The sequence below is a fragment of the Streptomyces anulatus genome, from assembly GCF_000721175.1.
Lineage (GTDB): Bacteria > Actinomycetota > Actinomycetes > Streptomycetales > Streptomycetaceae > Streptomyces > Streptomyces anulatus_C.
In genome coordinates this window covers 213,759-240,465 of sequence record NZ_JOEZ01000016.1, presented here as the reverse complement: position 1 = coordinate 240,465, position 26,707 = coordinate 213,759, and the positions used below count along the sequence as shown (strand labels likewise).

Below are 26,707 nucleotides of genomic sequence, written 5' to 3'. Positions count from 1 at the left end.
AAGCGAGTTGGCCGACCGCTGGGACGCGGATGGTGACCATCCGGCAGTCCGGGACGGCTGTCACCGGGCACGGACATCCACTGCGGCGCGCTCGCTCCGCGGCCGAGGGGCACACGCCCGGAGACCGGCCACCCGACCGCCGCGTCAGCTGTGTGCTGCCGGCGGCCCGGCCGACTCGGAGGCGGGTGCGTCCTCGCGGTGGAGAAAGGCGCCGAGGAGGTCGCCGACGGGGTGGCCGGACTCCGAAGGATGACGCAGAGCGACAGTCGGGTCGATGGTGTAGCGGTTGCGGCGGCCGACCCGGATCCGGGTCAGATAGCCGGAGGCTTCCAGGTCCGCGACAATGATCTGCACCGCCCGTTCGGTGATGCCGATTCCGGTGGCGACGTCGCGCAACCGGACTTCCGGGTCACGGGCGATCCTCAGCAGCACCCGCGCGTGGTTGGTGATGAACGTCCATTGGCCGCCGCTTGACCGTGGGCTACTCATGCACTCCATCATACGAAACTCGCTTCGCATATCCAACCTGTCATACGAATCCTTATTAGCGAAACTTATTTCGCATAAGTGTTGGCGAAACTCCAGTGGTGGAGTCACGCTGGAGGGGATTCGTCCGCATGAAGGAAGGCAGCGCCATGACCCCACTGCTCTCCCACCCCCGCCGAGACCGCGCCCCCCGGCTCGCGCGGGCCGGGCTGGTCCGGCCGGTGGCGGCCGTACTGACCGACCGCATCGACGATCTGGCGGTGGCCGAGACAGCCGCACGGATGGCGTTGCCCCGCCGCGTCCCGCTGCTGCTGATCGCCGTGATGCCCCCGGACATCCACCGGCAGGGTGATGGCCCCCTCTCCGCGCCGCTACGGGCGGTCCTGGCCCGCGTCATGCCCAGGATCGGCCCGCACGCCACCGGCTACATCCCCGAGGTCTTTCACCTGCCCTCGGGCCGAGGTTCGCGACTGGCGGCGGCAGGGGAGCTGCTGGCCCTGGCCGCCCGGCATCGGGCCCCGGATGTGGTGGCCGCCCGGAGCGGACCGGAAGGACTGGACGCGTTCACCCTGATCGAGGCTGCTTCCTTGCGCGGCGGCCAGTCCGTCCACACAGTCGCCCCGGCCGCGTGGGTGCCCCTGCGATCGCCCTCGCCATGACCTCGGTCCCTGCTCGTGACCCGCTCTTCTCCCGGAGAGGAAACGTCTGGCGATGAATGGCCTGTCGTTCGCCGTCCCGCTATGGGTGTGGGCCGCCGTCACTGTCGGCATCTGCGTGATGCTCGCCGTCGATCTGATCGCCCACCGCGACAACCACGTGATCGGCTTCAAGGAGGCGGCGATCTGGAGCAGCGTCTGGATCGCCGTCGGGCTCGGGTTCGGCCTGATCCTTCTGGTGTGGCAGGGCGGGGAGGTGTCCTCCACCTATTACGCCGGCTACCTGATCGAGAAGGCCCTGTCGATCGACAACGTCTTCGTCTTCGCGCTGGTGTTCTCCTTCTTCGCCGTCCCCGACGCCTACCAGCACAAGGTCCTGTTCTGGGGCGTCCTCGGGGCCCTGGCCGCGCGGCTGGTGTTCATCTTCGTCGGCGCCGAACTGCTCCAGGTGTTCTTCTGGACCGCCTACCTGTTCGGCGCGTTCCTGATCTGGACCGGCTGGAAGATGGCCGCCTCAAAGGACGAGGAGGTACACCCCGACCGCAACCCCATCGTCCGACTGGTCAAGAAACTCATCGCCACCGACCCCAAGTTCCACGGCGACAAGTTCTTCATCCACGTCAACGGCAAGCGGGTGGCCACCCTGCTGTTCGTGGTCCTGGTCGCAGTCGAGGCCACCGACCTGATCTTCGCGATCGACTCCGTCGCCGCCGTCCTCGCGATCACCACCAACACCTTCCTGGTGTGGACCGCCAACGCCTTCGCCGTCCTGGGCCTGCGCAGCCTGTACTTCTGCCTCTCCGGCCTCCTGCGCCGCTTCGCCTACCTGCACTACGGGCTCGCGGTCCTGCTCGCCTTCGCCGGCGTCAAGCTCATCCTGTCCGAGACACCCGTCGGCAAGCTCCCCATCCCCCTCACGCTCGGCGTCATCGCCGGCACGATCACCGTCTCCATCGCCTGGTCGCTGATCGCCACCCGCAACCAGCCCACCGACGACAAGGAGCAGCCGGTCCGGAGGTGAAGGGTGCCAGATCGAGGCCGGCCGGCGAATTGCGTGGGGTGGGGTCGGTGTTCTCGGACGTAGTGGTACTCACCGGGTCTCCCAGAGGTGAACGGAACAGAGGGCGTGTGCGACTCATCCCGGGGGCCGGAGCGGGGAGCAGCCAGATCCTGTGGATCCGTACCCCAGCAGGGTGAGGCGCGGTTCGGCGGTGCCGCGCATACTCCATTTCATGAACAAGCACGGGCAGCTCGCCGACTTCCTCCAGGCACGCCGGGGCCTTCTGCGTCCCGAGGATGTCGGGTCGCAGACCTATGGCGAGCGGCGCCGGGTGCCGGGGCTGCGAAGGGAGGAGTTGTCGATGCTCGCGGGCATCAGCGCGCCGTACTACGCCCGTCTCGAGCAGGGCCAGTCGCACAACGCCTCGCGCGAGGTACTCGATGCCATCGCGACCGCCCTGCGTCTGGATGAGTCCGAGCGGGCCCATCTGCACGAGCTGGTCAGCGGGCACGGGCGCCACCAACGGTGAGGCGCCTTCAGGCCGCGCGATGCGAGGCTGCGTCGTAAGCAGGGACCATGAGCGATGAGACGGCATCCTGGCACCCTGGTGAGATCGTGCCCGCCAGCGGGATCTACGCGTGCGACTGCGGCGGGGAACATCACTGGAGCACGGATGTGAAGGGGCATCGCTTCCCGCCTCTGCCGTCAGGCTGTTCGGGCCGGTCCTGGACGCCGCAGAAGCCGACGCACCCCGAGAACTACCTCGGCTGATTGCGGACTCGTACCACAGGGCTCTTGACCGCCGATCCAGCCATCGTCCGGAGGTACCGGACCGGGCTCGCGTGAGTGAGCAGGTGGAAGGTGTCCTGCCGCAGGTCGGCTCAGCAGATATCGGTGGTGTGCAGCCTGGTCCGGACGGCGGCCCTGCCCTGCAACTGGTGTCGTGCGGGGAAGCATCCCTCGTCTGCCTGCCGGTAGTGGTCTTTCGGCCCTCTACAGTGCTCGGCATCCGCGTGACCTCATCGCTCAACGGCACTGCCTTCCGCCGGCGCCCGGCCCAGTCCTGGCGCCGGCGTGAACACCAGCCGGCTGCTTCGCAAGTGCCTTCTCTCCAGCGCAGGATCTATGGCTTTCGCACTCCGGCAGAGGTCTACGCCGGCCTTCGGAACGGCGGTGATGCGCCGACCGCTTGAGCTCGTAACACAGCCTCGTCCGGGCATCGATGCACCGTACGGTGCATGAGAGCCGGTGCCCCGTGGTACGAGGAAGCCGACCACGTCCGCTCCCGCTCCCGCTGTCGAAAGGCCGACATGCTCGACTCGCTGACCAACGTGTGGCCTCTGAGTTGGAGCATCGGAGTTTTTGCTCTGGCCACGGCCATCACCGTGGTCTGCAGTGTCCGGCTCGCTGGGCTGGGCGACACCCTCGCCGACCGCACCGGCTGGGGGGAGGCACTGTTCGGCGCGGTGCTGTTCGGCCTGGTGACGTCTCTCTCGGGCATCGTGATGACCGCGGTCAGCGGCGCAGCGGATCAGCCCGACCTCGCGTACAGCAACGCCGTGGGCGGTATCGCGGCGCAGACCCTCGCGCTGGTCGCCGCCGATGCCTTCCTGCGGAGAGTCAACCTCGAACACGCCGCGGCATCACTGCCCAACATGCTCTTCGGCTGCCTGCTGATCGGTCTGCTGGGCATCGCCCTGATGGCAGCGTTCAGCCCGCCGGTCACCGTACTGGGCGTGCATCCCGCCTCCGTGGTGATGGTCGCTTTCTACATCGGAGGTCTCCAGCTCATCCGCTCCCACGGCGAACCGTTGTGGAGCGCGGTGCCCACCCGGGAGACGGTCCCCGATGTCGCGAGCCAGGACACCGACGGGCTGGCCGGCCGACCGACGTCCCGGCTGTGGACCGAGTTCGCGGCGGTAGCGGGTGCCGTCATGCTCGGGGGCTGGGCGGTGGCGCGCGCGGCGGAAGGCATCGTGGAACACACCGGCCTGAGCGCCGGACTCGTGGGAGCAGTGTTCATGGGCCTGGTCAACGCCCTCCCCGAAGCTGTCACATCCATCGCGGCCGTACGCCGCGGGGCTGTCACGCTGGCCATCGCGGCCGTCGTCGGCGGGAACTGCCTGGACGCCCTCAACCTCGTCGTCGGTGACATCGCCTACCGCGGCGGCTCCCTGTTCCACGCGGCGAACCAGGACGAACTGTTCCTCACGAGCGGCGCGCTGGTCATGACAGCAGTCCTGCTCGGCGGCCTCCTCGTCCGCCAGAAACGCGGCTGGCTCAGGATCGGCTTCGACGGAATCCTCCTCATCACCATCTACGCGGCCACCGTCGCCGTACTCGCCTTCTGAAAGTCGAGCCGAGGCTACGGGCCGGAACGCGGCCATGCCGTGGCCGGGAGGATGCCTCGGCCGTCGACGCGCCGCTTGTCGATTGGGCGGCCCGGTGAAGCGGCGGCGGAGGCCCCGCGCCCCGGCATCACGCGGCTGATCCGAGCACCGGTCCGTCCGGGAGGTCGGGACGGGAGCGCTGACCGGGGTGGCAGAGTCTGGTCGCCCGCCTGGTGGAGGTGGTGCTGGAGGCGAGGGCCTGGGCCGCTCGCGCGGTGGGTTCACGACCAAGCTCCACCTGAGTGCCGATGGTCGCTGCCGTCCGCTATCCCTGGTAATCACGCCAGGACAGCGAGCGGACTGCACCCAGTTCAAACCCGTGTTGGAGATAATCCGCGTTGCGCCATCGACCACCTCAGCATTGCGGTGGGCTTCGCAGGCCACGGCTGATTCCCGCCCGCCGCCCATGGTTACATCCCGTAGCGCATGCCCTCCGGGTGCCAGTCACCGCTTCGGCCGAGCCGGGGCTGCTCCTTGCCGGGGCTGCTCCTTGCCGGGGCAGGGTGGTGGCCTCTCACTCTCCACTGGCGTCGGTTGCCCATGAGGTGGGCGCCGCACGGAGCGTGCTCGGGATGCGTTGCGCGACTGCCCTCACCCCCGCGCGGCGGTCAGCGCGTCGTCCTCGGCACCGGGGTCGCCCTCAGTGGCTGTCGGATGGGCGAAATACCCGAGCCGGAGTCGGCGCTACGCCTCCACGTATCCCTCGGTCCACTCGTCCTCGTCGAGGACGGATTCCCGGTTGCGTCCTACTCGATCCGGCTCGATCGGGGATGGTGCAGCGTTCGCTGCACCACCTTTCCAGTAATCCGCGAGGTTCACGGCACCGAACACTCCCCGCTCCCGCCTCATCGAAGCGGCAATCATTCGGACCGCACGGCACCGCCGGAAATTGGGCAGGCACGGCGGGAACCAACAGCAACCGTCGTCACACTCCGCCACGAGCGGGCCCACCCACGCCGCGCCCATGGAGGATGTCAGGTCCGACCAAGACCTGCCGCGAGTCGCGTTTACATCGGGTCAGCCGAGGACGTAGGTCTCATCACCGAAGTCGGCGACGATCTTCAGCTTGCCGCCGAGCGCCTTGACATAGGCAGCCAGGGTGTCGACCTCACTGCGCTCCAGTTGGCCCTTCTCGATGCGCGAGACGCGGGCCTGAGTGACACCCATGACTTCGGCGACCTGAACCTGCGTGGTGTGCTGCCGCTTCCGCAACTCGGCGAGGCGGTGGACACGGGAGGCCAGAACCAACGCCTGCGCCCCCTTCTGGATCCGGTGCTTCTCCGCGTCGGTGAAGGAGAACTCTTCGGCCAGATCCGCCCAGGAGACGGCCTGCGGGTCCTTGAGGTGATCCGTCATCGTGCCCCATCCTCTCCGTCGATTCGCTTGAGATGTTCCGCGATAGACCCCGCCCCACCGACGCTGATCCGCCCGCGCGAACGGCTCGAACATCTCCGCCGCGAAGTCCTCCAGATCACACCGGACCGCAGCCAACTCCTCACCCAGCAGACCCAGTCAACGACACGACCGATCAAGAAGACACGCCATCACAGACCGCACATGACCAAGCCCTACTAGTCACTGTCGGAAGGTTCGCTCCCAGCCTCTCCGCTGTCTCTGGTCTGCCACAGGCTGCCCCCTTCGTACTTGCTCCGGAGCAGGGGAATCACAGCGCTGGGAATGCGGAATCCCTTCGCCCAGGAAGGGTCGACGGCGTGACCGTAGACGGTGGTCAGCAGGAAGGGCTCTCCACCCGTCAGCACTCCTACCGCCTGCAAATCCCTCGACAGGGTGCCGATCGGTTGGGTGAAGCCGCGGAGTCTGCGTGTCTCGTCATAGCCGGCAAGCTCGTACACCGCCTCCCTGTCCACAAACCCGCCGTTCGCCGCAGCTGCAACGATCGCTTTGACTCGGGATGGGTAGCGCCTCATCAACTCGTCCATGAACACCGTTAGCGACTCCGCCGTCCAGGCCCCCTCTTCGAAGTCTTCGGCGGCCGATGCCTCACCCAGTTGCTCCAGGTCGCGGACCGAGCCTTCGTCCACGTTCAGTTCGAGGAGTTCCTCGGCCCAGCGGAGCAGTTCGCTTGGAGTGAGCATGTAGAGGTCTACCCGGGCGTGCTCCCGCAGTTCCAGGAGGAGTTCGGCACGGGGGCGTGGCGGGATGTCGTATCCGCGGCTGGTCCACCAGTCCTTCTTCACGTCCCCGGTGACCAGCAGAACGTCGCGCCCACGGTGCCGGGCCTCCGCCATGAGCTGGACCCACAGAAGGTAATCACCGGCAGCCAGCTCAGGTTCCTTGGTGCGGAAGTCCTCGTGTCCCGGCGGTATCCCCTCATCGGCGCGCTCCTGTGCCTCTTTCACGGCCTTGTCGTACTCGTCCGGCGGCAGCGGCTCGCCGATCCGCCCGTGCAAAAGCGGTTCAAGGACGTTGAGCACCGGGTCGGTGTGCGTGGTGGCAGTTTCCTTGAGCGCGTCGCACTCCGCCTGTGCCCGGATGAACATTTTGAGGCTGTCGGCCGCTTTGGTGAGTTCGGTCAGGTCTTGGTCAGTCCGCTGCGCAGCCTCTTCGTCGTCCTTGAGCTGAACGGCGGTCAGCCAGGTGGTCACTGCTGTCCGGGCCGCCTTGACCGCCTTGTCGAGTGCGGTGCCCGCCTCATTGGCCTTGGTCGCGTGGTGATGGCGTACGGTCGCCGACTCGCGGTTGCGCCAGAACTCCGTGAGCACCTGGTGTGGGATCCACAGTCGCTCGCGGAGCCTGGCGAGGGCGGCAAGCATGTCCCGGCGGGTACTCTCGTTCGAGCGGTAGAGATTGAGCAGCACATTGGTGTCGAGCACCACCAGACCGGAATCGAAGATCCGCTCATAGTCAGAGCGAAGTGGGCTCCGGTGGGCCTCGTCGCAGTCAAAAATGCCCCGGTCCTGCGGCTGGTCGGATGTGGCGTGCGGTGCCGCCATGAAACGCCCCCTGGAATCGCGATGCGTACCAGCATCCCCGGCTGGGTGCGCGGGGAAAGTCTTACAGGGCCGCGCTCTGGGTCGCAGGTACTTTCGTCTCACGCGGGCAACAGGCTGAGGGCAATGAGCCAGCCTTTCACGGCGACCCACTTGGACATCGTCAGGCGCGCACGTCCCGCTGCTGCACTTCCTTGAGGACCGCCGCCACCGTGGCGAAGTCGTTGTCGACGTGGAGCACGGTGTGGCCGTGATGAACCGCGGTCGCACACACCAGAAGATCGATGGGCCCGGCGGCCCGGTGCTGTCCCTGCTGGGTGAGCTTGTACTGCGCGGTATCGACCCAGCGCCACGCGTTCTTGGGAACTGGCGAGGACTGGCAGAGAGCATCCACCTCTTCGGCCAACTCGTCGCGGTGGGCCGGACTGGTGGCCGAGTAGAGGAACTCCGCCCTCGTGGGCTCGCAGATGTGGAACACGCCCGCGGCGATGTGCCCTTCCCAGGGCAGCAACGCCCCCGGCGTGCGAAAGAGGCGCCAGAGCGCGGAGGTGTCGAGGAGGTACGTGATCACTCGAAGGCTGCCCGCCGGGCGCGCTTGGAAGCCGCATGCGCCGCAGCCGCGGCCTCGAACTCGCCCCGCTCACCCCGCGCGACCAGCTTTTCGGCAGCCTCCAACCGCTTGATGCGCGCCACGTAGTCCCGCAGAGCCCCGTTGACCGTCTCTTTCTTCGTCGAGACACCCATGAGCCGCATCGCCTCGGCCAGCGCCTCGTCATCGAGATCGACTTGGGTAACAGACATGCCAGCCACCTTTCACCGAGAGTCCGTGATGTACATAAGCACGATACATCACCAACATTGCCTTGCGCGGGCCATCACGCACGAGGAAGACGCGACCCGATCGCCGACAGACACCCGCAAGACACAGTCACGGGCACCACACCCCTGGCCTGGCCGCAACCCGAAAAGCGGGACCACTTCGCCGGGGAACCACGGGTACGGATGCTAGGTGCAGGTGAACCCCTCACGGGAGGGCCGTGGGACCGCTGTTAACCATCCCGCGGCGCCGAGACCGGAAAGGTCCAGGTCACAGCCACGCAGGAAGCCCTCTCGACACATGAAGACCCTCGTCCGCCACACCACCGTGAGGCGAACACCTAACGCAATATGACCGTGAAAAACGCGTTTACCCAGGTCAGAACGATTCTGCCTGGGGAGCTCGGTGGGGCGGGTGGGACTCGAACCCACGGCCGACGGATTATGAGTCGCCAGGTTGAAGACTGGCTCACTCCGGCTGACTCCGAATGCCCTGGTTATCAGGGGTGTTGCCACTCCCCCACGCTGGCAGACTCCGGTAATTCTGGGACCCTGCGGGACCTCCGCTCACGCACCGCTCACGCAATCCCTATGGGCTACATGCGGGCTGACCTGCGCAGACTCCATTGTCCCGCACCCCGTCGCGCACGGCAATGGTGAACACGAAGCAGCCCCTGCCGCGCGAGAGGCAGGGGCTGTTCGGTACCCGATTGAACCCCGGCCGCCGCCGGCCTCGGGTGCAAGCGGGGGCTTTCAGCGGCCGAGGCCCGCCGGGTACGGGGCGGCGTGCGACCGGGACCGGGGGCACAGTTGGCGGTGCAGGACCACGACGGTGCCCGCACCGGACGCCCCGCCCACGGGTACCCGCTCTTCCTGGCCCGGCGGGATCGGCTGGTCGCAGCGGTCACACCTCACGCGGCCACCGCCGCTCGCGCGTCCCGCCACGCCTGCCGGAGATTGGCCGCAGCCTCACAGTCCGCGCCGGTCTCGCGACATGGCGGACACAGCTGCGTGTGCCGGATGAATGCGGCGTATGCCGTCTGTACGGCGGCCTCTCCGGCCCTGTGCTGGGCCTGTACAGGCCCGGTACGCTCTGCCATGACGTCGCTCCTCCAAGCGGTGTCCGCACCCCGGGCCGGTGACACGGCGCCGGGGTTCTCTCTGTGGTCACCACCATAGACCCGGCGCGATAGGTCCGATAGGTGCAATAGGCCAACTGATCTCGCCTGTCTCGCCTGGCCACCCCTGCGCGCCTAGCGTCCGGGGTATGGACTGGCAGCCGGATATTCCCAGGTGGCGGCAGGTGTACGCCCTGCTGGAGGAGCGCATCGACAACGGGACGTACCCGCCTGGGACGCGTCTGCCGTCAGCGTTGGATCTCCAGGCTGAGACGGGGGTCAGTCCGGTGACGGCGCGCCGGGTGCTCCAGGAACTCCGGGCCGCGGGGCTCGCGTACATGGAGCCGGGCATCGGCACGTTCGTGGCCCGCCTGCCCGAGCCCGGGGCATGACGAATGGCCCCCACCGCCGCAAGGGCAGTGGGGGCCGTGGTCATCGGTACTGGCGGCGGGTCGGGTCCAGGGCGAGCGGCCCAGGCCCCGTCGGCGGGTCCTCGGGCTCAGTGGGTGCACCGGTGCGGCGGCACACGAGAGCGTCAGGGTCATCGGCCGGCGGCTGGAGGCTGTACCCGTCGGGGCAGGCCGGGCCGGGCGGACCCGCCGGGCCACGTTCACCGGCCGGGCCGGTCGCGCCGGTCTCGCCCTTCTCGCCACGCTCGCCTTGGACTCCCTGCGCCCCGTCGGCCCCGTCGACACCGTCCGCCCCGTCGCGGCCGGGTGCGCCCGTGACCGCAGGCCCGGGTGACCCGTCCGCCCCGGGCTCACCGTCCCGGCCGTCCTCCCCGGGGGTGCCAGCCTCACCCTTCTGCCCGCGCGCACCCGGCGGCCCGGGGATCGGCACCGGTACCTCCACCCGGTCCGGCAGATCGTCCACGGCCGCCGCCGGGTCGGGTGCGGCAGGGGTGCCGCCGTCGGCCGTGATCTGTGCGCGCAGCGTCCGCACATCCGTAGCCAGTGTGCCGACCGCGTCGCCGCGCCGGTCCGCCTCTACCGCCAGCTGGTCGGCGTGCTGCTCCGCCTGCGAAATCTGGAGGAACGCCAGGGCCAACCCGCCGCCGAGGGCGAGGAGCGCCGCCGTGATCCACAGCAGGTACCGGCGCCGGTACAGCATGTGCTGTGTCCGCGTCACGGCGTCCCCCCGAGCTGTGTCACGAGGAGCCGCAGCCGCGCGGACTCCGCCCGCTCCGCCGCCAACTCACTGCGCACCGCCGCCAGCTCAGAGCGCAGCTCTATCCGTTCCTCCTGCAACTGGTCGGTCAAGCTACTGAATCCGGTCAAAGCTCCGCCCTCCCGGGACGCTCGCGTGGCGCCCCGGGACCCGTAGATGGCTGCCGCGGCTGCTACCGGCGAGGCCAGCAGTGCACCCAGCGCGGTGAGCATCGCAGCATCCACACGGTCCTCCAGCGCACTACGGTCAGGTCAGACGCCCGTGGCGTGCGACGCGGGGTCCTTGGCGGCGGGCAGCGTGGACGCGGTGCCCTTCCGGCCGAGCCGACCGGCCACCCAGCTCTTGGCCGACGCGAGGGCCAGGGCGACCGGGGCCGCCCACCACACCGGCACGTCCGCCAGCTCGACGACGGCCAGGCCGAGCGCGGACTGCGCACCGGTCCACGCGGACCGCTCGGCCAGGTCCAGCAGCAGCTTGCTCATGGTCAGCTCTCCGTTTCCAGGCGCACGGTGACGCCCTTGATGGCGGTCTCGATCCGGGCAATCAGGGCGTCCACGTCGACCGCGTCGTCCCGCGAGGCGAGCGCCTCGGCCATCGCGCGGATCGTCGCGGTGTTCGCTTCCTGGACACCCTGCACGGCGCGGAGCCGGGCGTGGATGTCGCGGATGTAGGAGTCCGCAGTCCAGAAGTCGTTGCCCTTCGCCGCGGTCGACGGGGACGGCAGGATGCCGTCCGTCTTCCAGATTTTCTTGATGTCGTCGGTGGACAGGGCCACGTCAGCCTCCTTCGGTGGTTTGGTCTTGCCGGTGGCGCGGGCGACGATCCCCGGGATCACTACCTCGCGGAACTGCTTGATGCGGGCCTTCCCGGGGCAGGCGGTGCCCGACGTCGACCACTGCGGGAACAGGCTGTGGTAGCCGAACCCGGGGTCGTTGTGCGTGCGGCAGATCCGCAGCGGGATCTTGTGGGTGCGGTGCGCCCACACTCCGAGCTCGATCAGCTCCTCGATCTGCGAGGCGTTCCACGGGTCCGTCGCCGTGCTGTTCGAGGCGGTCTCCACCGAGATCGCCCCGGTGCCGTCGCTCCTCCGGTTCGCCCCGGCGTTGGCGTCAGCTCGGGTCTCGGTGCCGATGTACTGGGCGATGTCCCCCGCCCCGTATCCGATCCCGAAGTGGGATTCGAGGTTGGTGGAGTCGCGCCAGAACTCGAAGGTGCGGCGGGCCGTCCAGTTCGCGACGATGCTGTGGACGATGAGCTGCGTCGGCCGGATCGCGGGCTGTGCGTCCGATTCGGGTTGCAGCTCCAGTTTCTTGGCACCGGGGTACCAGGCCATCAGACGCGCTCCGGCCAGTGCCAGCTACCGCCCTCGTATGAGCCGTCCGCCCTCGGCTCACCATGGGTCACCTCTCGGTTGAAAAACATGCCCTCCGGATTCAGCACTGCAAGATCCACGAGGAACGGGCCGTGGACGGCGGTGATGATTGCTGCGCGGCACTGCGACGCGTACTCGCCGCCCGGGGTGCCGTAGCTGACGTAGTGGACAATCCGGCCGACAGCCGGTGTGGAGAAGTCGGGCATGGGTGCTCCAGACATGACGGAGCCCCGGGCCAGGTGGTCCGGGGCGGGTATGGGTGAGCTGGGTCAGAACCGGCGGATGATCCGCAGGCTGGTGGCGTAGGTGCCGCTGCCATCGAGGGTGGACGATCCGCCGAGGTCTCCGAACGTTGGCCCGTTCGGCGTCTTGCGGCTGTTGACGAATCGGGGGTGACCGTCCTGGTCGACGCCGAGGAAGATCCCGTTGTGGTCGAGCTGCCCGCTCACAGCGTCGCCGGAGTCAGCGTCGAAATGAGGCACGTCCCCGGGCTGCAGGTCGGTGAGCGCCGGGGCGGTGCCGACGGCCTGGGCAACGATGACGCCAGGCCCCGCCGGCCCGATGTCTTTCGTGATGCGCGGCAGGGTGCTGCCGTCGATGCCCTTGGTGCGGACCATGGGGAGGCCCATGTGGTAGCCCCATACCATTCGCACGTATCCGGAGCAGTCCATGCAGTGGAGCTCGGGGGCGTCCGCGGTGCGGGTCTCGCCGCTGACGAACACCCAGTCCAGACCCATGTAGTCGTGGAAGTCGCCGCCCTCGATCGGTACGCCGGTCGCGCTGAGCGGGCCGTACCGGGACTGCCCGGCGATCTGCGCCCCGGCCAGTGCCGGGTCGGTGACGGGCGGGGCGCCGGTGACGTACATCATCGCGTAGGCCAGGGCGTCCGGTGTGGTGTCGTACGCCCAGGCGCGCACCTGGGCCTCAAGGGCGGGTGTCCACTGCCCGGCATACGGGCTGTCGAGGATCCTCACCCATGTGTTGTGGGTGATGACGGGCGGGTCCGGCCACGTCCCGGAGTACAGCTGGATGTCGTGCACCCGGAACTCGAACGGGACGGCGGTCGACCCGGTGGAGGCGAGGCCGCGGACGCCGATCCGGCCGGCGCCCAGCGTCGCGTCCGTCACCTCGTGCAGCCATGTCGACGGCTCGGTAGTGCCGTCTTCCCAGGCCCGGCAGCGGATGGTCGTGCCGACGCGTTGGGCGCGGATGTGCCAGACGTCGCCGACGGTGTAGCCGGTTCCGACTGTGGTGAGCGCTCCGATCGTGGTCGTGCTGCCCGCCGCCTCCCGCTCCAGGATCAGCTGAACCGTGCCCGTGGTGAGCACGGACAGCCGGGCCCTGTACTGGTTGTTGGTGCTGGTGTACCCGAGCAGCAGGGCCAGCGACGAGGCGTTGCCGGTGGGCATGACATCGAGGGACCACGACAGGCGGGCGTCGCAGTCGGTGAGGTCGTCGATCACCGACGTGTGCCGACTGCTGTTGGCGGCCGTCATGCTGATGATGCCGAACCCGCCGCCCACCGAGTAATTGGCATCGACTCCGTTGGCGTTGGACCAGGTGCCGCCCCCGCCGGAAGATCCCCACCCATCCGACCGGGTCCGGTCGAACGTGTCGACGAACGGCCGCTTCTGCTCGGTGAACGTGCGGGCAGGGCCGCGCACCGCAACAGTGCGCGCGCCCACGGTCAGCGTCGCCAGGAGTCCGGTTTCGTCGTGGACCCGCAGTAGCTCCGGCGGGCCCTCTACCGTTTCCACGGTGAGCGGACTGGGCGATGCCGCCTGGTTCGTGCTGCGGGAGTCGAGCGTCATCAGCGGAGTCATCCGAGCCCCTGTATGTCGATCTGGATGGTGACTGCCGCCGGGTCGCCGGCGGCACTGCGTACGGCGATGGCGAGACTGTCCCCGGCCGCCAGTGCCGCGTTCTGCACGTCAGGCCCGGACAGCCAGGTGTCGGCGGTGGACAGCGACAGGTCGACCGCCAGGAGGTCGAGGCCGTTCGCCGTAGCGTTGATGGTGGCTCCGGTTCCGCCCTCCCGGTAGCCGCGTACCGCGGTCACCGTGCAGGCGTCGGGTGCGCGCCAGATGACGTAGGACACCGCCCCTGCTGGCGCGGGGACGATGAGGCCCTTCGTCGTGGTGTACTCGGCGGTTCCTCCGCCGGCTGCCGCTCCGCGGGCTTCGATCCACGCTCGGCTGATGCCGCCCGCGTCGGCCCACATGCCGGTCACACCGTCAGGCCCCGAGAACGTGGGGAGTCCCCCGTTCTCGTCGGAGGTGATCTCCGTGGTCGGGACGGCGTCCTGGTCCAGCAGGTCCGTGTACTGGGTGCCGTCCTGAGCCGCGTCCCAGAAGGTGACAAGCGCCTCGGCACCGACGGCCCACTGCCCGTCGATGGGGGTCACCACGTAGTCCGCGATACCCGCCCCGAACTCGTAACGTGCCATCAGGGGGCTCCTAGTTCAGCAGGTAGGTCATGGTCAGGGAGATCGTGTGGTTGACGGTGACGTTGCCGGACAGCATCCGCGCCCAGATGCTGCCGTCGGTACGGACCTCGACCCGGCCCGTCACCCCGTTGGAGAACGTGCAGGCGAAGTACTGGTTGCGGGCGGTGTTCCGCAACGAGGCCGGCACGGTCGCGAGCTTGGACCCGTCCGCGTCGGTTGCGTTGAACGTCGACCCGATGCGGCGTTTGCTGATCCGGAGCGACACCACGGACCCGGACCGCTGGCCCACGGCCTGGCCCTCGTCGATCCACGACGAGTAGCCCGCGCCGAGCTGGACCTCGCTGCTCGGCTCGTGAAGGCTGATCCACCCTCCGGCACCGGTGTACAGGCTCAGTCGCCCCGTGTCTGTCTCGTAGGCCAGCTCGCCGCGTTGGGGCAGGACGTTGCGGTGCGAGGCGAGGGCAGGCCGCACCCGGGTCCCGACGTAAAGCTCGCCGCGGGTCACGGATACCGACGTTGCCCCGGTGAGGACGGTGACCCCGACGAGGAGGATCTCCCAGACGCCGGTGGAGCCGGAGTCCTGGGTCAGAGGCGGCGGTTCGCCCGATCCGGGCGTCCCGTCCTTGACGACGGCGCGCACCGTCCAGTCGGAGCGGTCCAGGCGTAGGACCACCCGGTCGATACGGGTCTGTCCACTGGAGTTGGCGGTGATGCTCAGGGTTTCGCCTGTGGTGCCCGACGTCCAGCAGTGCCCATGGACCGAGGCCTCTACGTTCGGCCGGACGACAACGGTCAGGCCCACTCCCGCAGTGACCGTCGCCGGGTCCACGGGGGTTCCGTAGACACCGTCGTCGCTGAACCGGGCGGCGAGCTGCTCGTACTCAGCATCTGTGATCGCCCTGTTGTTGTGGGCCGGGCTCGGCCAGGATGCCTGCGCCACGGGTCACCCCCTGCTCTCTATCTGTCCGAGCCGATACGCCAGTTGGCGCACGGTGCCGACCAGTGATGCGCTGGTCGTGGTGTCTCCGTTGCCGACCACGGCGGTGACCTTCTCGCCTGTGTCGGGGCTCTCGGCGGTCAGCTGGATGCGGCGGACGACGTCCAGGACGGTCAGCCCGGTGGGCAGCACCACGCTGACCTTGTCGCCCAGGCCGTAGTCGCGGCCGGCCTTCAGGTCCTCGGTGTCGACGGTCTCCGTCGACAAGCTCGCCTGGGGGTTGTCGTTGCCGAGGGCCAGGACGCCGTCCTGCGTGAGCTCCCCGTCCGCATCGGTCTTCCCGCTGGACTGCACCAGCTTCTCCACCCGGTACCAGGAAGCCTGCGCCCCCGACGTCACCTCGACGTACGCGCGGGTGTTGGCAGGTTCCCCGGCGCCGACCTGCTGGGCGGGGTCCTCGCCGCCCATGACGAGCTCCGACGTCGCGGTGGGCGCCGACAGGGAGAACCGCAGCTTTCTCAGGTTGCCGAGCCCGGCGGAGAACCGGGCGGTTCCCGAGAGGTCGCGGGGTGCGTAGACCCCGAAGAGGATTTGCCCCCCAGCCTGCCGGGTCCGGAAGCCGATGTTGGTCGGGACGGCGACCTTGCGGCAGGCGTCCAGCAGCGGCTCCATCCGGGTGGTCAGCGTACGGACGGTTCCGACGCCGGCCACGGTGTCCAGGACAAGCTGGGGAATGCGGCGAGCGGCGATGGCGCCCGGGCCGCAGTTCTCGTCGACCAGTGTGCGGATGATCGTCTCGCTGGTCCCGAGCAGCTGGCGGGCTATGTCCGTGGTGGCGGTCTGGTTCGTCCACGTCTTCGCGGGCTCCGGGTAGGTGAGGTACCCGGCGACCCGGGCGAGGTCGTCCGTGAACGACACGGTGACCTCGCCCGGGTCGGCGGCCCCCTCCAGATCCCACTCATAGTCCTGCGGGACCTCGATCGGCCCCGCCATCCACACCTGCCGGTCGCGGATGACGACGAGCCGGTTGCCGGGCTGCAGCTGCGCCATTACCTCCGGATACGCCGTCAGTCGCACCGACCCGGACCCGGGCTCGTTGTACCGCTGCTCTGCCGTCAGGGCCCGCCACCCGGCGAGTGGGTCGCCCTGGACGGCCAGGGCGCTGTTCGTGACCAGGAGCTCGATCGCCACCGCCCGCCCCCCTTTCTCACGCTGTCTCGTGCCGGGGGTAGAACAGGAGGTCGACCGCGGACCCGGGGCCGCTGCCGTCGAGCTGGAACGTCACCTCGTTGAGGCCGGGCTCCAGGCCCCACAGGACCGCGTCGGGCCAGTTCAGCGCACCCGACCAGTTCACCCCGTCCGGGGACCCGTCCTGGAAGCGGACCTGCGCCGGGTCGGTCCGTACCGTGACCCGTTCGCCCGGGGTGAGGGCCCCGTGCCCGACCTCCGCCGGGTCCAGGGCGAAGGCCTCGCCGGTCGTCTCGTTCGTGAACGTGATCAGAGAGGCGGGGCCGGTGATCGTCCAGGTCGGCCAGACCACGGCGTCCCCGGGGTTGTCCACCGTGGTGTCTCCCAGGACCTGCGAGGAGGACACCGACGGGAACGGGTCCAGGAAGTCGCTCAGCTCCCCGGTTTCCCGGTGCACCGGGACCGGCACCCCGGCCTTCCAGTAGGGGTCCTCGCACCACAGGGCGAGCGCCACCGAGTCGCTGATGATGCCGGAGCCCCGTTTGCCCTGCCCCTCGAACCCGGCCTGGTAGTAGACCTCGACGCTGCGGCTGGTGCCGTCCGGGCGGACGATCGTCAGCACCCCCGGCGTGCGGCGCCCGTCCCGGCCCCGGCGCAGCGTCCGCGTGAACGCCGTGGACAGCTGCCGCCACCGCTCCAGGAACTCCAGATGGTTCTTGCCGTAGACGTGCAGGGGCCAGATGATCGTGCGGGGCTGCGGCTGGGCATGCCGTAGCCGTGCTCCTCCTCTCGGCTGTGCGTCGGTGGTGAGGGTGTAGGCGGCGGCCCCCAGCCCGGACACACCGTCGGCGAGGGTGAACCAACCGGCCGACGACTGGGACAGCGGCCACACCGTCCCGGTCGGATCGGTGTAGAACGCGGTGGCGTTGCCCACCTCGGGGAGCGGGATCGGGGTACCCCCGCCGCCCGGCGTGCCGGGATCCGGCGGATCGACGACCGGCGCTGTGATCAGGGGCATTTACTGCGGCCTCCCCACCCGGTCCATGGCGTCCCTGCGGCGCTGCAACGCGTCCAGGTCGGCGGTGGTCATGTCCAACGTGCGGGGATAGAAGTTGTACGTGTCCCCGCCCGCCCGGTCCTGCGGTCCCTGCCCGCGCGGGGCAGCAACCACCGTGCGGCCCTGCGGTGTTGCGGGCGCCTGGGAGGCCAGGGGCCGGGTCATGCCCGCCACCCGGCCCGCCCCGACCTGGGCGGCGATGCCCATGGACGTGGCGTGGTCGATGATCTGGCTGTTGCCGTCGAACACGCGCAGTTCGGGGCCGTCCTCGCCGACCCACCCGATCTCACCCCTGCGGGGCCGGCCGCCGTCGGCGTAGCCCTTCACCTTGAGCCCGTACCGGTGGGTGAACAGGCTGGACTTGTACGAGCGGGCGCGGGGGCCGACGATCACGCCGTCCCCGCCCCTGCTCTCGACGTTGGTCCCGTTGAGGGTGCCCGCCGTGTGCCCGACGCCGCTGTTCGTGATGCCGATCTGGTACGGGGAGCGGCCGTTGAGGACCCAGCCCGCGGGGGCCGTGGCCCCGGCGAACGCCCCGGTTGCCCAACGGCGACGGTTCGGTGCCTGGCCCCGGATCACGTTCTCGATCGCGGAGAGGAAGCCCGAGCAGTCGAACCCTGCCGGGCCGACACCGCCCCAGATGTACGGCTTCCCGGCCTGCGTCCGCGCCCAGCTCAACGCGGACTTGAAGGTGCCGCCTCCGACCCCGGCGGCCCCGAGCTTGCTGTCTGCCTTGCCGGAGTAGCCGACGATCTCCTTGACCATCCGCTCCGGGACCCCACGGATCATGTCCCGGTACAGCGAAGCCGATCCGCTGATCTTGTTCAGCAGCGGCTTGACGACGGAGTTCAGCCCGGCGACCGCCGAGGCCTTCATCCCGTCCTTGAGCCAGCCAACGCCGCTCTTGGCGAGGTCGACACCCTTGCTGGCGGCCCCCTTCACCCAGTCGAAGATCCCGCCGCGGGCGAACCCTTCGCCCTGGAACGGGCGCAGCGACCGGCCGTGCATCGCAGCGGCGTTGACGGCCAGGAGCCGCTTGCGCTCGTACGGGTCGCGCATCGCCTCGGACACTGCGATGCCCTCGCCCCGGCGGAGCGGGACGAGCTGGTCGTCACCGTCGCGGTAGGACGACTGCCCGGCCAGCACACCGCCGCGCGCGAACCCCTTGAAGGGGTCGAGCTTGGGAGCGCCGAACGCGCCGGCAACGGCGTTCCAGACGCCGCGGATCCCGCGGTTGTACACCACGTCGATCACGTACGAGACCGGTTTCTTGGCCTTGTCCTTGATCGAGTTCATGGCGTCGCCGACGACCTTGGCCCCGGCCTCGAACGCGAGGCCGAGGGACCGGGCGAGCGAACGCGCCTTGTCGATGGGCGGCTTGATCGCCTGGTTGTAGAGCCACGACGCCCCGGCCCCGATCGACCGGAAGGCGGGCTGCAGGGCGTTCGTCCATACCCACTTCCCGGCCGCGCCGAGCGCCCGCAGCGTGGCCATGCCCGCGTCGATGGGGGGCTTGATCCCGTTGCGGTACAGCCACATGGCCCCGGAGCCGATGCCCTGGAAGGCGGGCTGCAGGGCGTTCTTCCACACCCAGGTCCCGGCCGCCCCGAGCGCCCTGAATACCGCGACACCGGCGGTTCCGGCGGGCTTGATGCCGTTGTTGTAGAGCCACATGGCCCCGGCCCCGATGCCCCGGAACGCCGGTCCGAGGGCGACGTCCCACAGCCACGAGCCGATTGCCCCGAGCAGCTTGAACGCCAGGACGGTCGGGAGGACCAGGGCAACGGTGATGATCGTGGCGAGGATCCGGGCGGCCATGCCGATCCCCGAGAACACCGGGGAGAGCACGGTCGTCCACAGCCAGGATGCGGCCGTGCCGATCGCGCGGAGCCCGACCATCAGGGCGTCGATGCCCGGCTTGAGGAACGCCCACAGGGCGGCCCAGCCGGTCTGGATCGCGGACCAGACGCCTTGAACGATGTTCCGGAACGTCTCCGACTTCTTGTACGCGACGACGATGGCGGCCCCGAGCGCGACGATCCCGATGATGATCAGGGTCACGGGGTTGAGGGCCATGACCGCGTTGAACCCGACCTGGACCAGGGTCCAGGCGCGGGTGACGGCGGCCGCCGTACGGATCGCGATGGAGTACGCGCCGATGACGCCCATCGTGATGCCGGTCGCGATGGACGAGGCGGTCATGGCCAGGGTGACGCCGCCGATCGCGATAGCGAGCGGTGTGAACCACAGGCCGTACTCCTTAACCCACCCGACCCCGGACTGGAACCCGTCACTGAGCGCCTTGACGCCGGGGCCGACCCGGGTGTCGACGAAGTCGATGAAGGTCTCCAGGGGCGGCAGGACGTACTTCGTCGTGACGTCCCCGAGGGCCATCAGGGCCCGCCGCTTGAAGGCCTCGAACCGCGCGCCCGCGTTGTCGCGCAAGTCGTCCCCGGCCCGCTTCGCCGCGCCGCCGACCTTCCCCAGATCGGCCACCGCCTTGGACGGATCCAAGGCATAGAGGGCCTGGCCGAGGTCCTCGCTTTTGGTGCCGAACAAGGCCACGCTCGCCGCGTTGCGGTCGACGGGGTCCTTCATCGCCCTGAGCTTGTCCAGGACGGTCTGCAGGCCCTTGGCCGCCCCAGCCCCGCCCGCCGCGAACATGGCCGTGCTCTTCGTCGCGGACATGCCGAGGAGCTCGAACCCCTCGGCCGAGGCCTTGGACCCGTCCGTCGTACGGATCTGGAATTCCTTCAGCGCGTCTGCGACCACGTCCGTGTCGCGCGCGCCGGCCTTCATGCCCTGGGAGAACAGGCCGGTGACGGTCTTCATGTCCAGGCCGAGCGACCGGAAGATCGTCGAATACTCGTTGAACGTGTCGGCCAGGTCATCGGCCCTCGGGCCCATGATCTGAAAGCCCCGGTACATCACGTCCAGGGCCTCGTTGGCGTTCTTCGCCAGCCCGGTCTTGACCGCCTGCCCGGCGGCGTTGGCGGCCTGGCCGAGGTCGACCTCGAACAGCGTCTGCAGGTCCTGGACCTTGGTGCTGATCTGCGCGAGCTGCTTCGTGGTGGCCTTGGGCGGGGCGAGGCCGGCGGACATCGTGGCCCGCACGGCGGCCGCCGCCTCATCCACGCTCTCGGTGACCGTGGACCCGTAGAGCTTCCCGGCCGCCGCCCCCGCCTTCTTCGCGTCGGCGGCAGACAGGTCCAGCTGGGCCTTGAGCTTCCCGGTGGCCTTCTGCTTGTCGACGGCCTCGGTGATGCCCTGCATCAGGACGGCCCCGGCGGCGACGCCGACGGCGGCCGCCCCGGCGAGGACCTTGCCCTTCATGCCGGACATGAGACCCTCGCCGCCGGCCTGGCCCGCCGCGTTGCTGGCCCGGGCGACCGGCTCCCCGATCTCCCGGTCCAACTGCTGCCCGAAACGCGACATGTTCGGCAGGACGTCGACCCATACGGCACCCGCGCGGGGCATGGCTCACCCCATCTCTGAGTACCTCGGTGTCGCCAGCGAGACGATCCGCCGGTAGCCGGCGCGGCCCTCGGCGGCCTCGCGGGCCGCCTGCTTCTTCCGCTTCTTCGCAGCGCCGGGCTTCTCCGGCCGCCACACCCGATCCGGGTACGGCTGCACCGGGGCCTTCTCCGCCTTGTTGGCGTTGCGGAAATCGACCACGAACTGGCCGACCGCGTCGAGCAGGTCGGCCAGCATGAAGTCGCTGTGTTCCCAGTGGTGTCCGGCCAGCCGACGGGCCAGCGCCCCGTTCGGGGGCAGGCCCTCCACCATCACGCGCAGCTGGCGCAGGCTGATGTCCCCCCGCCAGAACTCGGCGATCGGGTCGCGTGGGGCGTAGTGGTGGAGCAAGTCGGCCTCGACGGCCTCGGGGTAGAGCCCGAGGACGTCGACTACCGTGTAGGGCGCTTCTTGACCTGGCCCTGCATGTCCTGCTGTACGGCCATCATCAGCAGCGCGATATCGCCGTCAGCGTGCCCGGCCGCCTTGTACTTCTCGTACTGCTCGTCGCCGAGGATCGCCACCGCCTTGTCGTGGGCAGTCTCCGCGCCGTCGACCTTCTGGTCCCACTCCTCGTCGGTGAACAGCGGGTGCGGGAACGTCAGGACGTCCCCGGTGTCGGTCTCGAACTCCACGGTCTCGCCGCCGACGGCGTCGGTGAACTGCTGGCGGACCTCGGAGAGGCGGTAGCGCTTGCGATTGGGCTTGCTCATGGTCTGCTCGTCTCGTTCCTGGGTGGCCGGTGGGTGAGCCGGTGGAGGCACCGCGGCGGCAGGGCTCACCCTGGTCCGCCGCCGCGGTGCCGGTTTGCGGGCCGGACCAGTCATCAGGGACCGGCCGGGACGAAGTCACGCCAGCCCGGCCCGTCGATCCACGTGATGGAGTCCGTGCCGGCCGCGTCGTCGATGTACGCCTGGTAGGTGACGCCGCGGGCGATCTCCGCCGTGCGGGTCCACTGCTCGTCCTCCCGGCCCGAGCGCAGCGCGCTGGGGAAGTGGCGGACGATGTACAGCGGCTGGCCGGTGTCCTTGTTGAGGTCCTCGGCGATGAAGACGAGGCGGCGGTAGAGGGTCGGCGGGGTCTTGGGCCTGGACCAGGTCCACGTCGCCGACCCGAGGGCGGGCAGCGAACCGGCCCCGGCCAGCGGAAGGTTCTCGTAGAGGGCGACCGCCGCGGCGTTCGTCTCCTGCGGGACCCACTGGGCCGTGACGGTGTCCGACTCGACGTCGGAACGGGTCGGGGAGGCCGACTGGCCGGACTGCACATCGCTGGTGGACAGGTCCCCGGAGAACGTGACGCCGTCGGTGGTGGTGTAGCCGACGGGGACGTACCCGGCGGGGAGCTCCTGCAGGATGCCCCCGGCGTCGAACGGTGCGGTCACCAGGTCGGCCGTGGTGTCGGCGGCGAATACGGCGTAGCGCAGAGCCTTGCGGATCAGCGACTGCTTCAGTTCCGCAATGTCGGTGAAGTCGGCGGCGACCATGCCGCCCCCTTTCATGACGAAGGCCCCGCGCACGGGTGCGGCGGGGCCGGGGATGGATGGTGTGCGGTCAGGTGGCCGCGCGGGTGCGGGCGGACACGGTGTAGGTGGCCAGGGCGCGCCGTACCGCCGGGTTTCCGTACGGGACGATCGCCGGGCGCTGGGAGGTGGTCACGTCGTCGATGACGGCCCGCTGGCCCGGGTTGTGGGTGGCGGCCAGGGAGTGCATCGCCCGCCGGGACTGTTCGGCCAGCGCCCACGCCTCGGCCCGGGTCGCGGCGAACGAGGCGAGGTCGACGGTGGCGGTGTCGGTGATCCGGTCGTCGTCGCCGCCCACGACGAGGACCGAGACGAGCGGGACGCGGGTCTCCAGCCGGTCGGGGAGCTCGTCGACGACCCGCACCCCGGGCAGCAGCGGGCGCAGCCCGGTCATGACGAGGAGCTCGACGTCCGCCCACAGTCCGGCGTCGCCGGGCATCAGGTGATCCCGTCGATACGGGTGTGGGCGGCGCGGCCGAGGATCCGCCGGCGCGGGGTGGAGCTGGTGCCGTGCTCGTGGTCGGCGGCGTCCTCCCGGTCCGCGACGACGGCCGCGGTCGGCCGGCCCCGCGGGCGGGTCTCCTCCACGACCTCGATCGAGTCGGCGAACTCCTCCAGGCCCTCGGACCGGGCGATGGCCCGGGCCACCGGTGCGATCCGGTCGGCCTCGGCTTTGAGGGCCTTGCGCACCTGCGGCGACCGCATGATTTCCCCGGTCGCCCGGGGGTCGAACTCGAAACGAATACCCATCAGCCAGTCACCACCTTCAGGAAGGCCTCGGTGTGGTCCATCAGTCCGCCGTATGAGCGGTAGACGCCGGGCTCGCCGTCGACCTCGTACAGGACCCCGTCGTGCCGCACCTTGGACAGGGCCTTGAGGGCCATGTCCGGGGGTCCGGCCAGACGCCACCGGGTGATGACCTGGACCCGGTCGTCGGTCGCCTCGGTGCTGCTGACGGGCTGGACGTTGCAGTGGGGGACGTCGCGCTCCTGGTCCTCGTAGACGTCCTGCCCGCGGTCGTCCTCGCCGACCAGGACCCGGTCGATGACGGTCACGGTGTCCCGCCGCAGCGGGTTGTCGATCGCCATCACGCCTCGTCGCCCCGGTTCAGACGGTGGGCCTCCACGGCGGCCTGCCACTGCGAGGTGATCCCGACCGCTGCCGTCGCTGCGAAGGACACGGACTCGGTGCCGGTGGTGATCTGCTGGATCGCCGGGTCCAGGCGATAGATCGCCCTCGCCTGGTCGATGACCGCCTCGGCGACCTCGTCCGGGACCGGGTCGTGCCCGTGGTCGTAGGCGACGGTCACCTCCGACCAGGCGGGCCAGCACCCGGACGGGTGCAGCAGCACCCCGGCCCGCCGTTTCGCCCGCACCCCGGTGAGCTCCACGCCGTCCACGTGGACGCTGTGCAGCTGCACGACGGGCGCGGCCGGGAGGTGGAGCTCGGCCCGGCCGGACCCGTCCAGGTAGGCGGTGTCCTCGGTGACGAGCGATACAGGGTGGCGGACCGCGCCGCGGAACCGCCTCGTGGCGGCCCGCAGCGCGGCCAACAGCCGCACGTCGTCGGCCGGCAGGCCGAGGAACGTGGCGAGCTCGGCCGGGTCGGCGAGGAACTCAGCTGCCGCCACCGGGACCGCCTGCCCGCTGCCTGGCCTCGGCCAGGAACTCGTCCCGGCGTTCCAGCAGGCCCTTGCGCTTCTCACCGGTGGCCTCGGAGTCCAGGACCCGGGCGGTCTCGTCCTCGTCGGCCTCCGCCAGGTGCGCGATCACCTGGAGCACGGTGTGCTCCGCCGGATCGAACCCGCCGCCCTCCTCGGGGTCCTCGCCCTTCTCCTGCGTGCGCGGGTCCGCCTGCGCCTGCGTGAGCGGGGGCGCCTGCCCGCCCGCGGCCGGGGCCGTACGCGCCCGGTAGCGGGCCGCCTCGTCCGACCGGACCCGGATCCCGTCAATGGTGATCATCTTGTGTTCGGGCATGCCGTGCTCCTTACGGGGTCTCGACCGGCTTCACGACGATCAGCCGGTTCGGCTTCCAGATGACCTGCATGGCGCGCAGCTCGGCCCGCACGTAGACGAGGTTCCGCTGCGCGTAGTCCTTGTGCTGGTTGAACGCCAGGATCGACAGGCCCTCGACGTCGAGGAGGGCGACCTGCCGCCAGTCGCCGAGGATGACCGTGCCCGGGGCCAGGCGCTGCGACAGCGCACGCGCACGCCCCCACGAGGTGCTCGGGCCCTGACCGAACGGGCCCTGTCCCATGAACCGGTCCGTGGTGTCCTGCAGGAGGTCCCACGCCTCGTCGTCCTCGGGCGACATCAGGGCCGCAGTGACGTTCCCGCCCGGCAGGGTGGTGATCTTCGTGATCGCCTGCCGGATCGCCTTGACCTGGGCCATGGCGTCCGCGCCCGGGGTGTAGGTCAGCTCCTGCACCCCGGTGGTGTTCAGGAGGCCCTGGGGCTGACCGCCCGTGCCGGTGCCGTTGAGGAGCTTGTCCTCGATGACCCAGTCCAGGCTGTACTCCAGCTCGTTGTTCATGTAGGTGGCCAGCGCCGGGGCGTTGGACAGCAGGGCGTTGGTGACGTCGTAGCCGTCCGCGTACGTGTAGGGCTTGGCGTCGGCCAGCTCGGTCTGAATCGTGCTGGTCGGCTTGAGGGCGGTGTCCGGGTCGCCGGGCAGGATCTCGTCCTGGACGACGGCCGCGTTGCGGGTGACTCCGGTGACCTGCAGGTACTCGAACGGCCCGTCGGACTCACCGCGGCTGATCAGGTCCAGGATGGTCAGGTTGTCGCGGTCGACCTGGTCGACCATCGGCATCCGGATCGGGGCGACGTGCCCGAGGCCGACCTGCAGCGGCGCCTCGGTGGCCTTGCGGCCGGCCAGCCACTCCTTCATGGACCCGACGCGGGTCCGGCCGATGCTGACCGCGGAGCCCTCGCCGAGTCCGGACGGGTGTTCCTTGCGGAACTCCTGGTACAGGGCCGACTTCACGAACTGGCCGCCGAGCGTGGCGGTGTCGCCGTCCTCCTGGCGGTCCTTCACCCCGGACAGCTGGGGCTTGGGGCGGTCGGCGGCCTTCCCGGCCATCGCCGCGGCGGCGGCCTGGGCGTCGTCGGCCGCCTTGACCTTCACGGCCAGGTCGTCGGTCTCGGACTTGATCTCGTTGATCCGGGTCACCTCGTCCTCGGTGAACTCCCGGTCCTCCTCCTTGGCCTTGGCGACGATCTCCGCCGCTTCCTTCAGCAGCGCCTGCAGCTTCTCGCGCATCGTCATCCTGTGCTCCTCATGGTCATCAGTTCCTGCGTGGTGACCCATGCGGACACCTGGGCGGGCGTGAGCCCGGGCGACTTCGCGGCGGCCTCGTCGGCGGCGGCGGTCTCCTCGGGCGGCTGCTGGCCGGTCTCCTGCTCGGGTGTGGCCCCGGCCGCGGGCGCGGGCGGGGAAGTCTGGTCCCGGTTCTTCTCCGGGGTGGCGGCGGCGAGGACCTCGCCGATCGAGGCGTGCGCGGAGGACAGCGCGTCGAAGTTCGCCTGCGACAGGACGCGGCCGGCCTTCGCGGTGTGTGCGAGGTCGCGGGCCTTCGCCGCGATCAGGTCCGTCTGCTGGTTCGCGCCGACCAGGCACGGCCCGACCTCGAACAGCGAGCTGAACCGCTTGATCTCGTAGAACTCGCCCCACGGATGCGCGGCCAGGTCGTCGGTCTGCACCCAGCCGCCCTCGCCGACGTCGTACGCGAACGAGAACTGCTTGATGCGGCGGCCCTTGAGCAGTCCGTGCACGTGCTTCGCCGTCGCGTTGGTGTCCATGTCCTCGATCTGCGCGAGGACCTCCAGCCCGGCCGCCGTCTCCGTCGCCTCAAGGACGACCCCGATGTGCGCGAACGGGTCGCCCCACTTGTGGGCCCAGACCACGGGGATCGGATCGCCGCTCGCCTTCCACTCGGCGAGGACCTGGGCGAACGCCCCGGGGGCGATCACGTCGCCCATGCTGTCCTCGTTGCCGAACACCGAGACGAGCGCCCGGAACTGCCCGTCCTTGAGCCCGTCGGCGGACCCGACGGCCTTGATCTTCGCCCGGCATTCCTTCGTACGGGGCAC

Annotated in this window: 31 protein-coding genes and 1 pseudogene; 6 read left to right on the top strand and 26 right to left on the bottom strand. The window is 69.7% G+C overall.

The features are described from left to right. Positions 1–144: 144 nt before the first annotated feature. Positions 145–489, bottom strand: coding sequence for a helix-turn-helix transcriptional regulator (locus IG90_RS0119295; RefSeq protein ID WP_033894472.1), 345 nt, complete (start codon positions 487–489; stop codon positions 145–147). A 146-nt stretch (positions 490–635) separates the two neighbouring features. On the opposite strand from IG90_RS0119295, the gene IG90_RS0119290 reads away from it, so the two are divergent. The 5 genes and pseudogenes from IG90_RS0119290 (at position 636) to IG90_RS0119275 (ending at position 4,493) form a co-directional block, all read left to right on the top strand. Further along, the gene (locus tag IG90_RS0119290; protein WP_030585775.1) at positions 636–1,145 is read left to right on the top strand and encodes a hypothetical protein; all 510 of its coding nucleotides are present in this window, start codon (positions 636–638) and stop codon (positions 1,143–1,145) included. Between the two features lie 52 nt (positions 1,146–1,197). After that, positions 1,198–2,163, top strand: a complete 966-nt coding sequence (locus IG90_RS0119285; protein WP_233436012.1) for a TerC family protein — start codon at positions 1,198–1,200, stop codon at positions 2,161–2,163. 211 nt (positions 2,164–2,374) lie between these two features. Continuing rightward, positions 2,375–2,641, top strand: a pseudogene (locus tag IG90_RS0119280) (helix-turn-helix domain-containing protein); the annotation flags it as partial. A gap of 77 nt (positions 2,642–2,718) precedes the next feature. Beyond that, on the top strand, positions 2,719–2,913 hold the full coding sequence (locus tag IG90_RS42125) for a hypothetical protein (protein WP_078585297.1): 195 nt from the start codon (positions 2,719–2,721) through the stop codon (positions 2,911–2,913). 539 nt (positions 2,914–3,452) lie between these two features. Then, positions 3,453–4,493 (top strand): sodium:calcium antiporter, encoded by a 1,041-nt coding sequence (locus tag IG90_RS0119275; protein WP_030585767.1) that lies wholly within the window; start codon positions 3,453–3,455, stop codon positions 4,491–4,493. A gap of 1,056 nt (positions 4,494–5,549) precedes the next feature. Here IG90_RS0119275 and IG90_RS0119270 read toward each other — a convergent pair. The 4 genes from IG90_RS0119270 to IG90_RS0119255 all read right to left on the bottom strand — a co-directional run bounded on the left by IG90_RS0119270 (position 5,550) and on the right by IG90_RS0119255 (position 8,284). Beyond that, a complete protein-coding gene (locus IG90_RS0119270) occupies positions 5,550–5,888 on the bottom strand; it encodes an XRE family transcriptional regulator (RefSeq protein ID WP_030585765.1) in 339 nt (112 codons plus the stop codon). A gap of 215 nt (positions 5,889–6,103) precedes the next feature. After that, positions 6,104–7,486, bottom strand: coding sequence for a PIN-like domain-containing protein (locus tag IG90_RS0119265; RefSeq protein ID WP_030585762.1), 1,383 nt, complete (start codon positions 7,484–7,486; stop codon positions 6,104–6,106). Positions 7,487–7,646: 160 nt separating this feature from the next. Then, positions 7,647–8,054: a PIN domain nuclease gene (locus IG90_RS0119260; protein ID WP_030585758.1), complete on the bottom strand. Its 408-nt coding sequence runs from the start codon at positions 8,052–8,054 to the stop codon at positions 7,647–7,649. After that, positions 8,051–8,284, bottom strand: coding sequence for a type II toxin-antitoxin system VapB family antitoxin (locus tag IG90_RS0119255; RefSeq protein ID WP_028426397.1), 234 nt, complete (start codon positions 8,282–8,284; stop codon positions 8,051–8,053). Before IG90_RS0119255 ends, IG90_RS0119260 begins: the two co-directional genes overlap by 4 nt. Before the next feature lie 1,282 nt (positions 8,285–9,566). Between IG90_RS0119255 and IG90_RS0119245 the strand changes: the two genes are divergently transcribed. Continuing rightward, the gene (locus tag IG90_RS0119245) at positions 9,567–9,809 is read left to right on the top strand and encodes a winged helix-turn-helix domain-containing protein (protein ID WP_030585753.1); all 243 of its coding nucleotides are present in this window, start codon (positions 9,567–9,569) and stop codon (positions 9,807–9,809) included. Between the two features lie 40 nt (positions 9,810–9,849). On the opposite strand, the gene IG90_RS0119240 is transcribed toward IG90_RS0119245, so the two are convergent. From IG90_RS0119240 to IG90_RS0119140, 21 genes are all read right to left on the bottom strand, one after another. After that, entirely contained in the window at positions 9,850–10,545 is a 696-nt protein-coding gene (locus IG90_RS0119240; RefSeq protein WP_030585750.1) for a collagen-like protein, read from the bottom strand. Beyond that, positions 10,542–10,676 (bottom strand): hypothetical protein, encoded by a 135-nt coding sequence (locus IG90_RS46685; protein WP_267958693.1) that lies wholly within the window; start codon positions 10,674–10,676, stop codon positions 10,542–10,544. Before IG90_RS46685 ends, IG90_RS0119240 begins: the two co-directional genes overlap by 4 nt. A 159-nt stretch (positions 10,677–10,835) precedes the next feature. Next, the gene (locus tag IG90_RS0119230) at positions 10,836–11,066 is read right to left on the bottom strand and encodes a hypothetical protein (RefSeq protein ID WP_030585745.1); all 231 of its coding nucleotides are present in this window, start codon (positions 11,064–11,066) and stop codon (positions 10,836–10,838) included. 2 nt (positions 11,067–11,068) lie between these two features. Next, positions 11,069–11,917 (bottom strand): N-acetylmuramoyl-L-alanine amidase, encoded by an 849-nt coding sequence (locus IG90_RS0119225; RefSeq protein ID WP_051860135.1) that lies wholly within the window; start codon positions 11,915–11,917, stop codon positions 11,069–11,071. Continuing rightward, on the bottom strand, positions 11,917–12,162 hold the full coding sequence (locus IG90_RS0119220) for a hypothetical protein (protein WP_030585740.1): 246 nt from the start codon (positions 12,160–12,162) through the stop codon (positions 11,917–11,919). The genes IG90_RS0119225 and IG90_RS0119220 overlap by 1 nt, the downstream gene beginning before the upstream one ends. A gap of 63 nt (positions 12,163–12,225) precedes the next feature. Beyond that, positions 12,226–13,779, bottom strand: a complete 1,554-nt coding sequence (locus tag IG90_RS0119215; protein WP_233436011.1) for an NlpC/P60 family protein — start codon at positions 13,777–13,779, stop codon at positions 12,226–12,228. Next, positions 13,776–14,402, bottom strand: coding sequence for a hypothetical protein (locus IG90_RS45960; protein WP_030585734.1), 627 nt, complete (start codon positions 14,400–14,402; stop codon positions 13,776–13,778). Before IG90_RS45960 ends, IG90_RS0119215 begins: the two co-directional genes overlap by 4 nt. A 10-nt stretch (positions 14,403–14,412) precedes the next feature. Then, positions 14,413–15,342 (bottom strand): hypothetical protein, encoded by a 930-nt coding sequence (locus tag IG90_RS0119205; RefSeq protein WP_051860134.1) that lies wholly within the window; start codon positions 15,340–15,342, stop codon positions 14,413–14,415. Positions 15,343–15,345: 3 nt separating this feature from the next. Continuing rightward, a complete protein-coding gene (locus tag IG90_RS0119200; RefSeq protein WP_030585729.1) occupies positions 15,346–16,530 on the bottom strand; it encodes a siphovirus ReqiPepy6 Gp37-like family protein in 1,185 nt (394 codons plus the stop codon). A gap of 16 nt (positions 16,531–16,546) precedes the next feature. Further along, positions 16,547–17,545 carry a phage tail family protein gene (locus IG90_RS0119195; RefSeq protein WP_030585727.1) on the bottom strand — a complete coding sequence of 333 codons (999 nt, stop codon included), beginning with the start codon at positions 17,543–17,545 and terminating at the stop codon, positions 16,547–16,549. Then, positions 17,546–21,061, bottom strand: coding sequence for a phage tail tape measure protein (locus IG90_RS0119190; RefSeq protein ID WP_030585725.1), 3,516 nt, complete (start codon positions 21,059–21,061; stop codon positions 17,546–17,548). It lies immediately after the preceding gene. A 3-nt stretch (positions 21,062–21,064) separates the two neighbouring features. After that, a complete protein-coding gene (locus IG90_RS0119185) occupies positions 21,065–21,448 on the bottom strand; it encodes a hypothetical protein (RefSeq protein ID WP_233436010.1) in 384 nt (127 codons plus the stop codon). A gap of 41 nt (positions 21,449–21,489) precedes the next feature. After that, entirely contained in the window at positions 21,490–21,810 is a 321-nt protein-coding gene (locus IG90_RS0119180) for a hypothetical protein (protein ID WP_030585720.1), read from the bottom strand. A 113-nt stretch (positions 21,811–21,923) separates the two neighbouring features. Then, positions 21,924–22,580, bottom strand: a complete 657-nt coding sequence (locus IG90_RS0119175; protein ID WP_030585718.1) for a phage tail tube protein — start codon at positions 22,578–22,580, stop codon at positions 21,924–21,926. Between the two features lie 67 nt (positions 22,581–22,647). Continuing rightward, the gene (locus IG90_RS0119170; protein ID WP_030585717.1) at positions 22,648–23,037 is read right to left on the bottom strand and encodes a phage tail termination protein; all 390 of its coding nucleotides are present in this window, start codon (positions 23,035–23,037) and stop codon (positions 22,648–22,650) included. 17 nt (positions 23,038–23,054) lie between these two features. Continuing rightward, positions 23,055–23,366: a hypothetical protein gene (locus tag IG90_RS0119165; protein WP_106972943.1), complete on the bottom strand. Its 312-nt coding sequence runs from the start codon at positions 23,364–23,366 to the stop codon at positions 23,055–23,057. Continuing rightward, positions 23,366–23,704, bottom strand: a complete 339-nt coding sequence (locus tag IG90_RS43610) for a hypothetical protein (RefSeq protein ID WP_030585713.1) — start codon at positions 23,702–23,704, stop codon at positions 23,366–23,368. Before IG90_RS43610 ends, IG90_RS0119165 begins: the two co-directional genes overlap by 1 nt. Then, positions 23,704–24,246, bottom strand: a complete 543-nt coding sequence (locus IG90_RS0119155) for a hypothetical protein (protein ID WP_030585711.1) — start codon at positions 24,244–24,246, stop codon at positions 23,704–23,706. Before IG90_RS0119155 ends, IG90_RS43610 begins: the two co-directional genes overlap by 1 nt. Then, complete coding sequence (locus tag IG90_RS0119150) at positions 24,233–24,592, bottom strand: hypothetical protein (protein ID WP_030585709.1); 360 nt, start codon at positions 24,590–24,592, stop codon at positions 24,233–24,235. Before IG90_RS0119150 ends, IG90_RS0119155 begins: the two co-directional genes overlap by 14 nt. 10 nt (positions 24,593–24,602) lie before the next feature. Continuing rightward, positions 24,603–25,883: a phage major capsid protein gene (locus tag IG90_RS0119145; protein ID WP_030585705.1), complete on the bottom strand. Its 1,281-nt coding sequence runs from the start codon at positions 25,881–25,883 to the stop codon at positions 24,603–24,605. Then, on the bottom strand, positions 25,880–26,707 hold the full coding sequence (locus tag IG90_RS0119140) for an HK97 family phage prohead protease (RefSeq protein WP_030585702.1): 828 nt from the start codon (positions 26,705–26,707) through the stop codon (positions 25,880–25,882). The genes IG90_RS0119145 and IG90_RS0119140 overlap by 4 nt, the downstream gene beginning before the upstream one ends.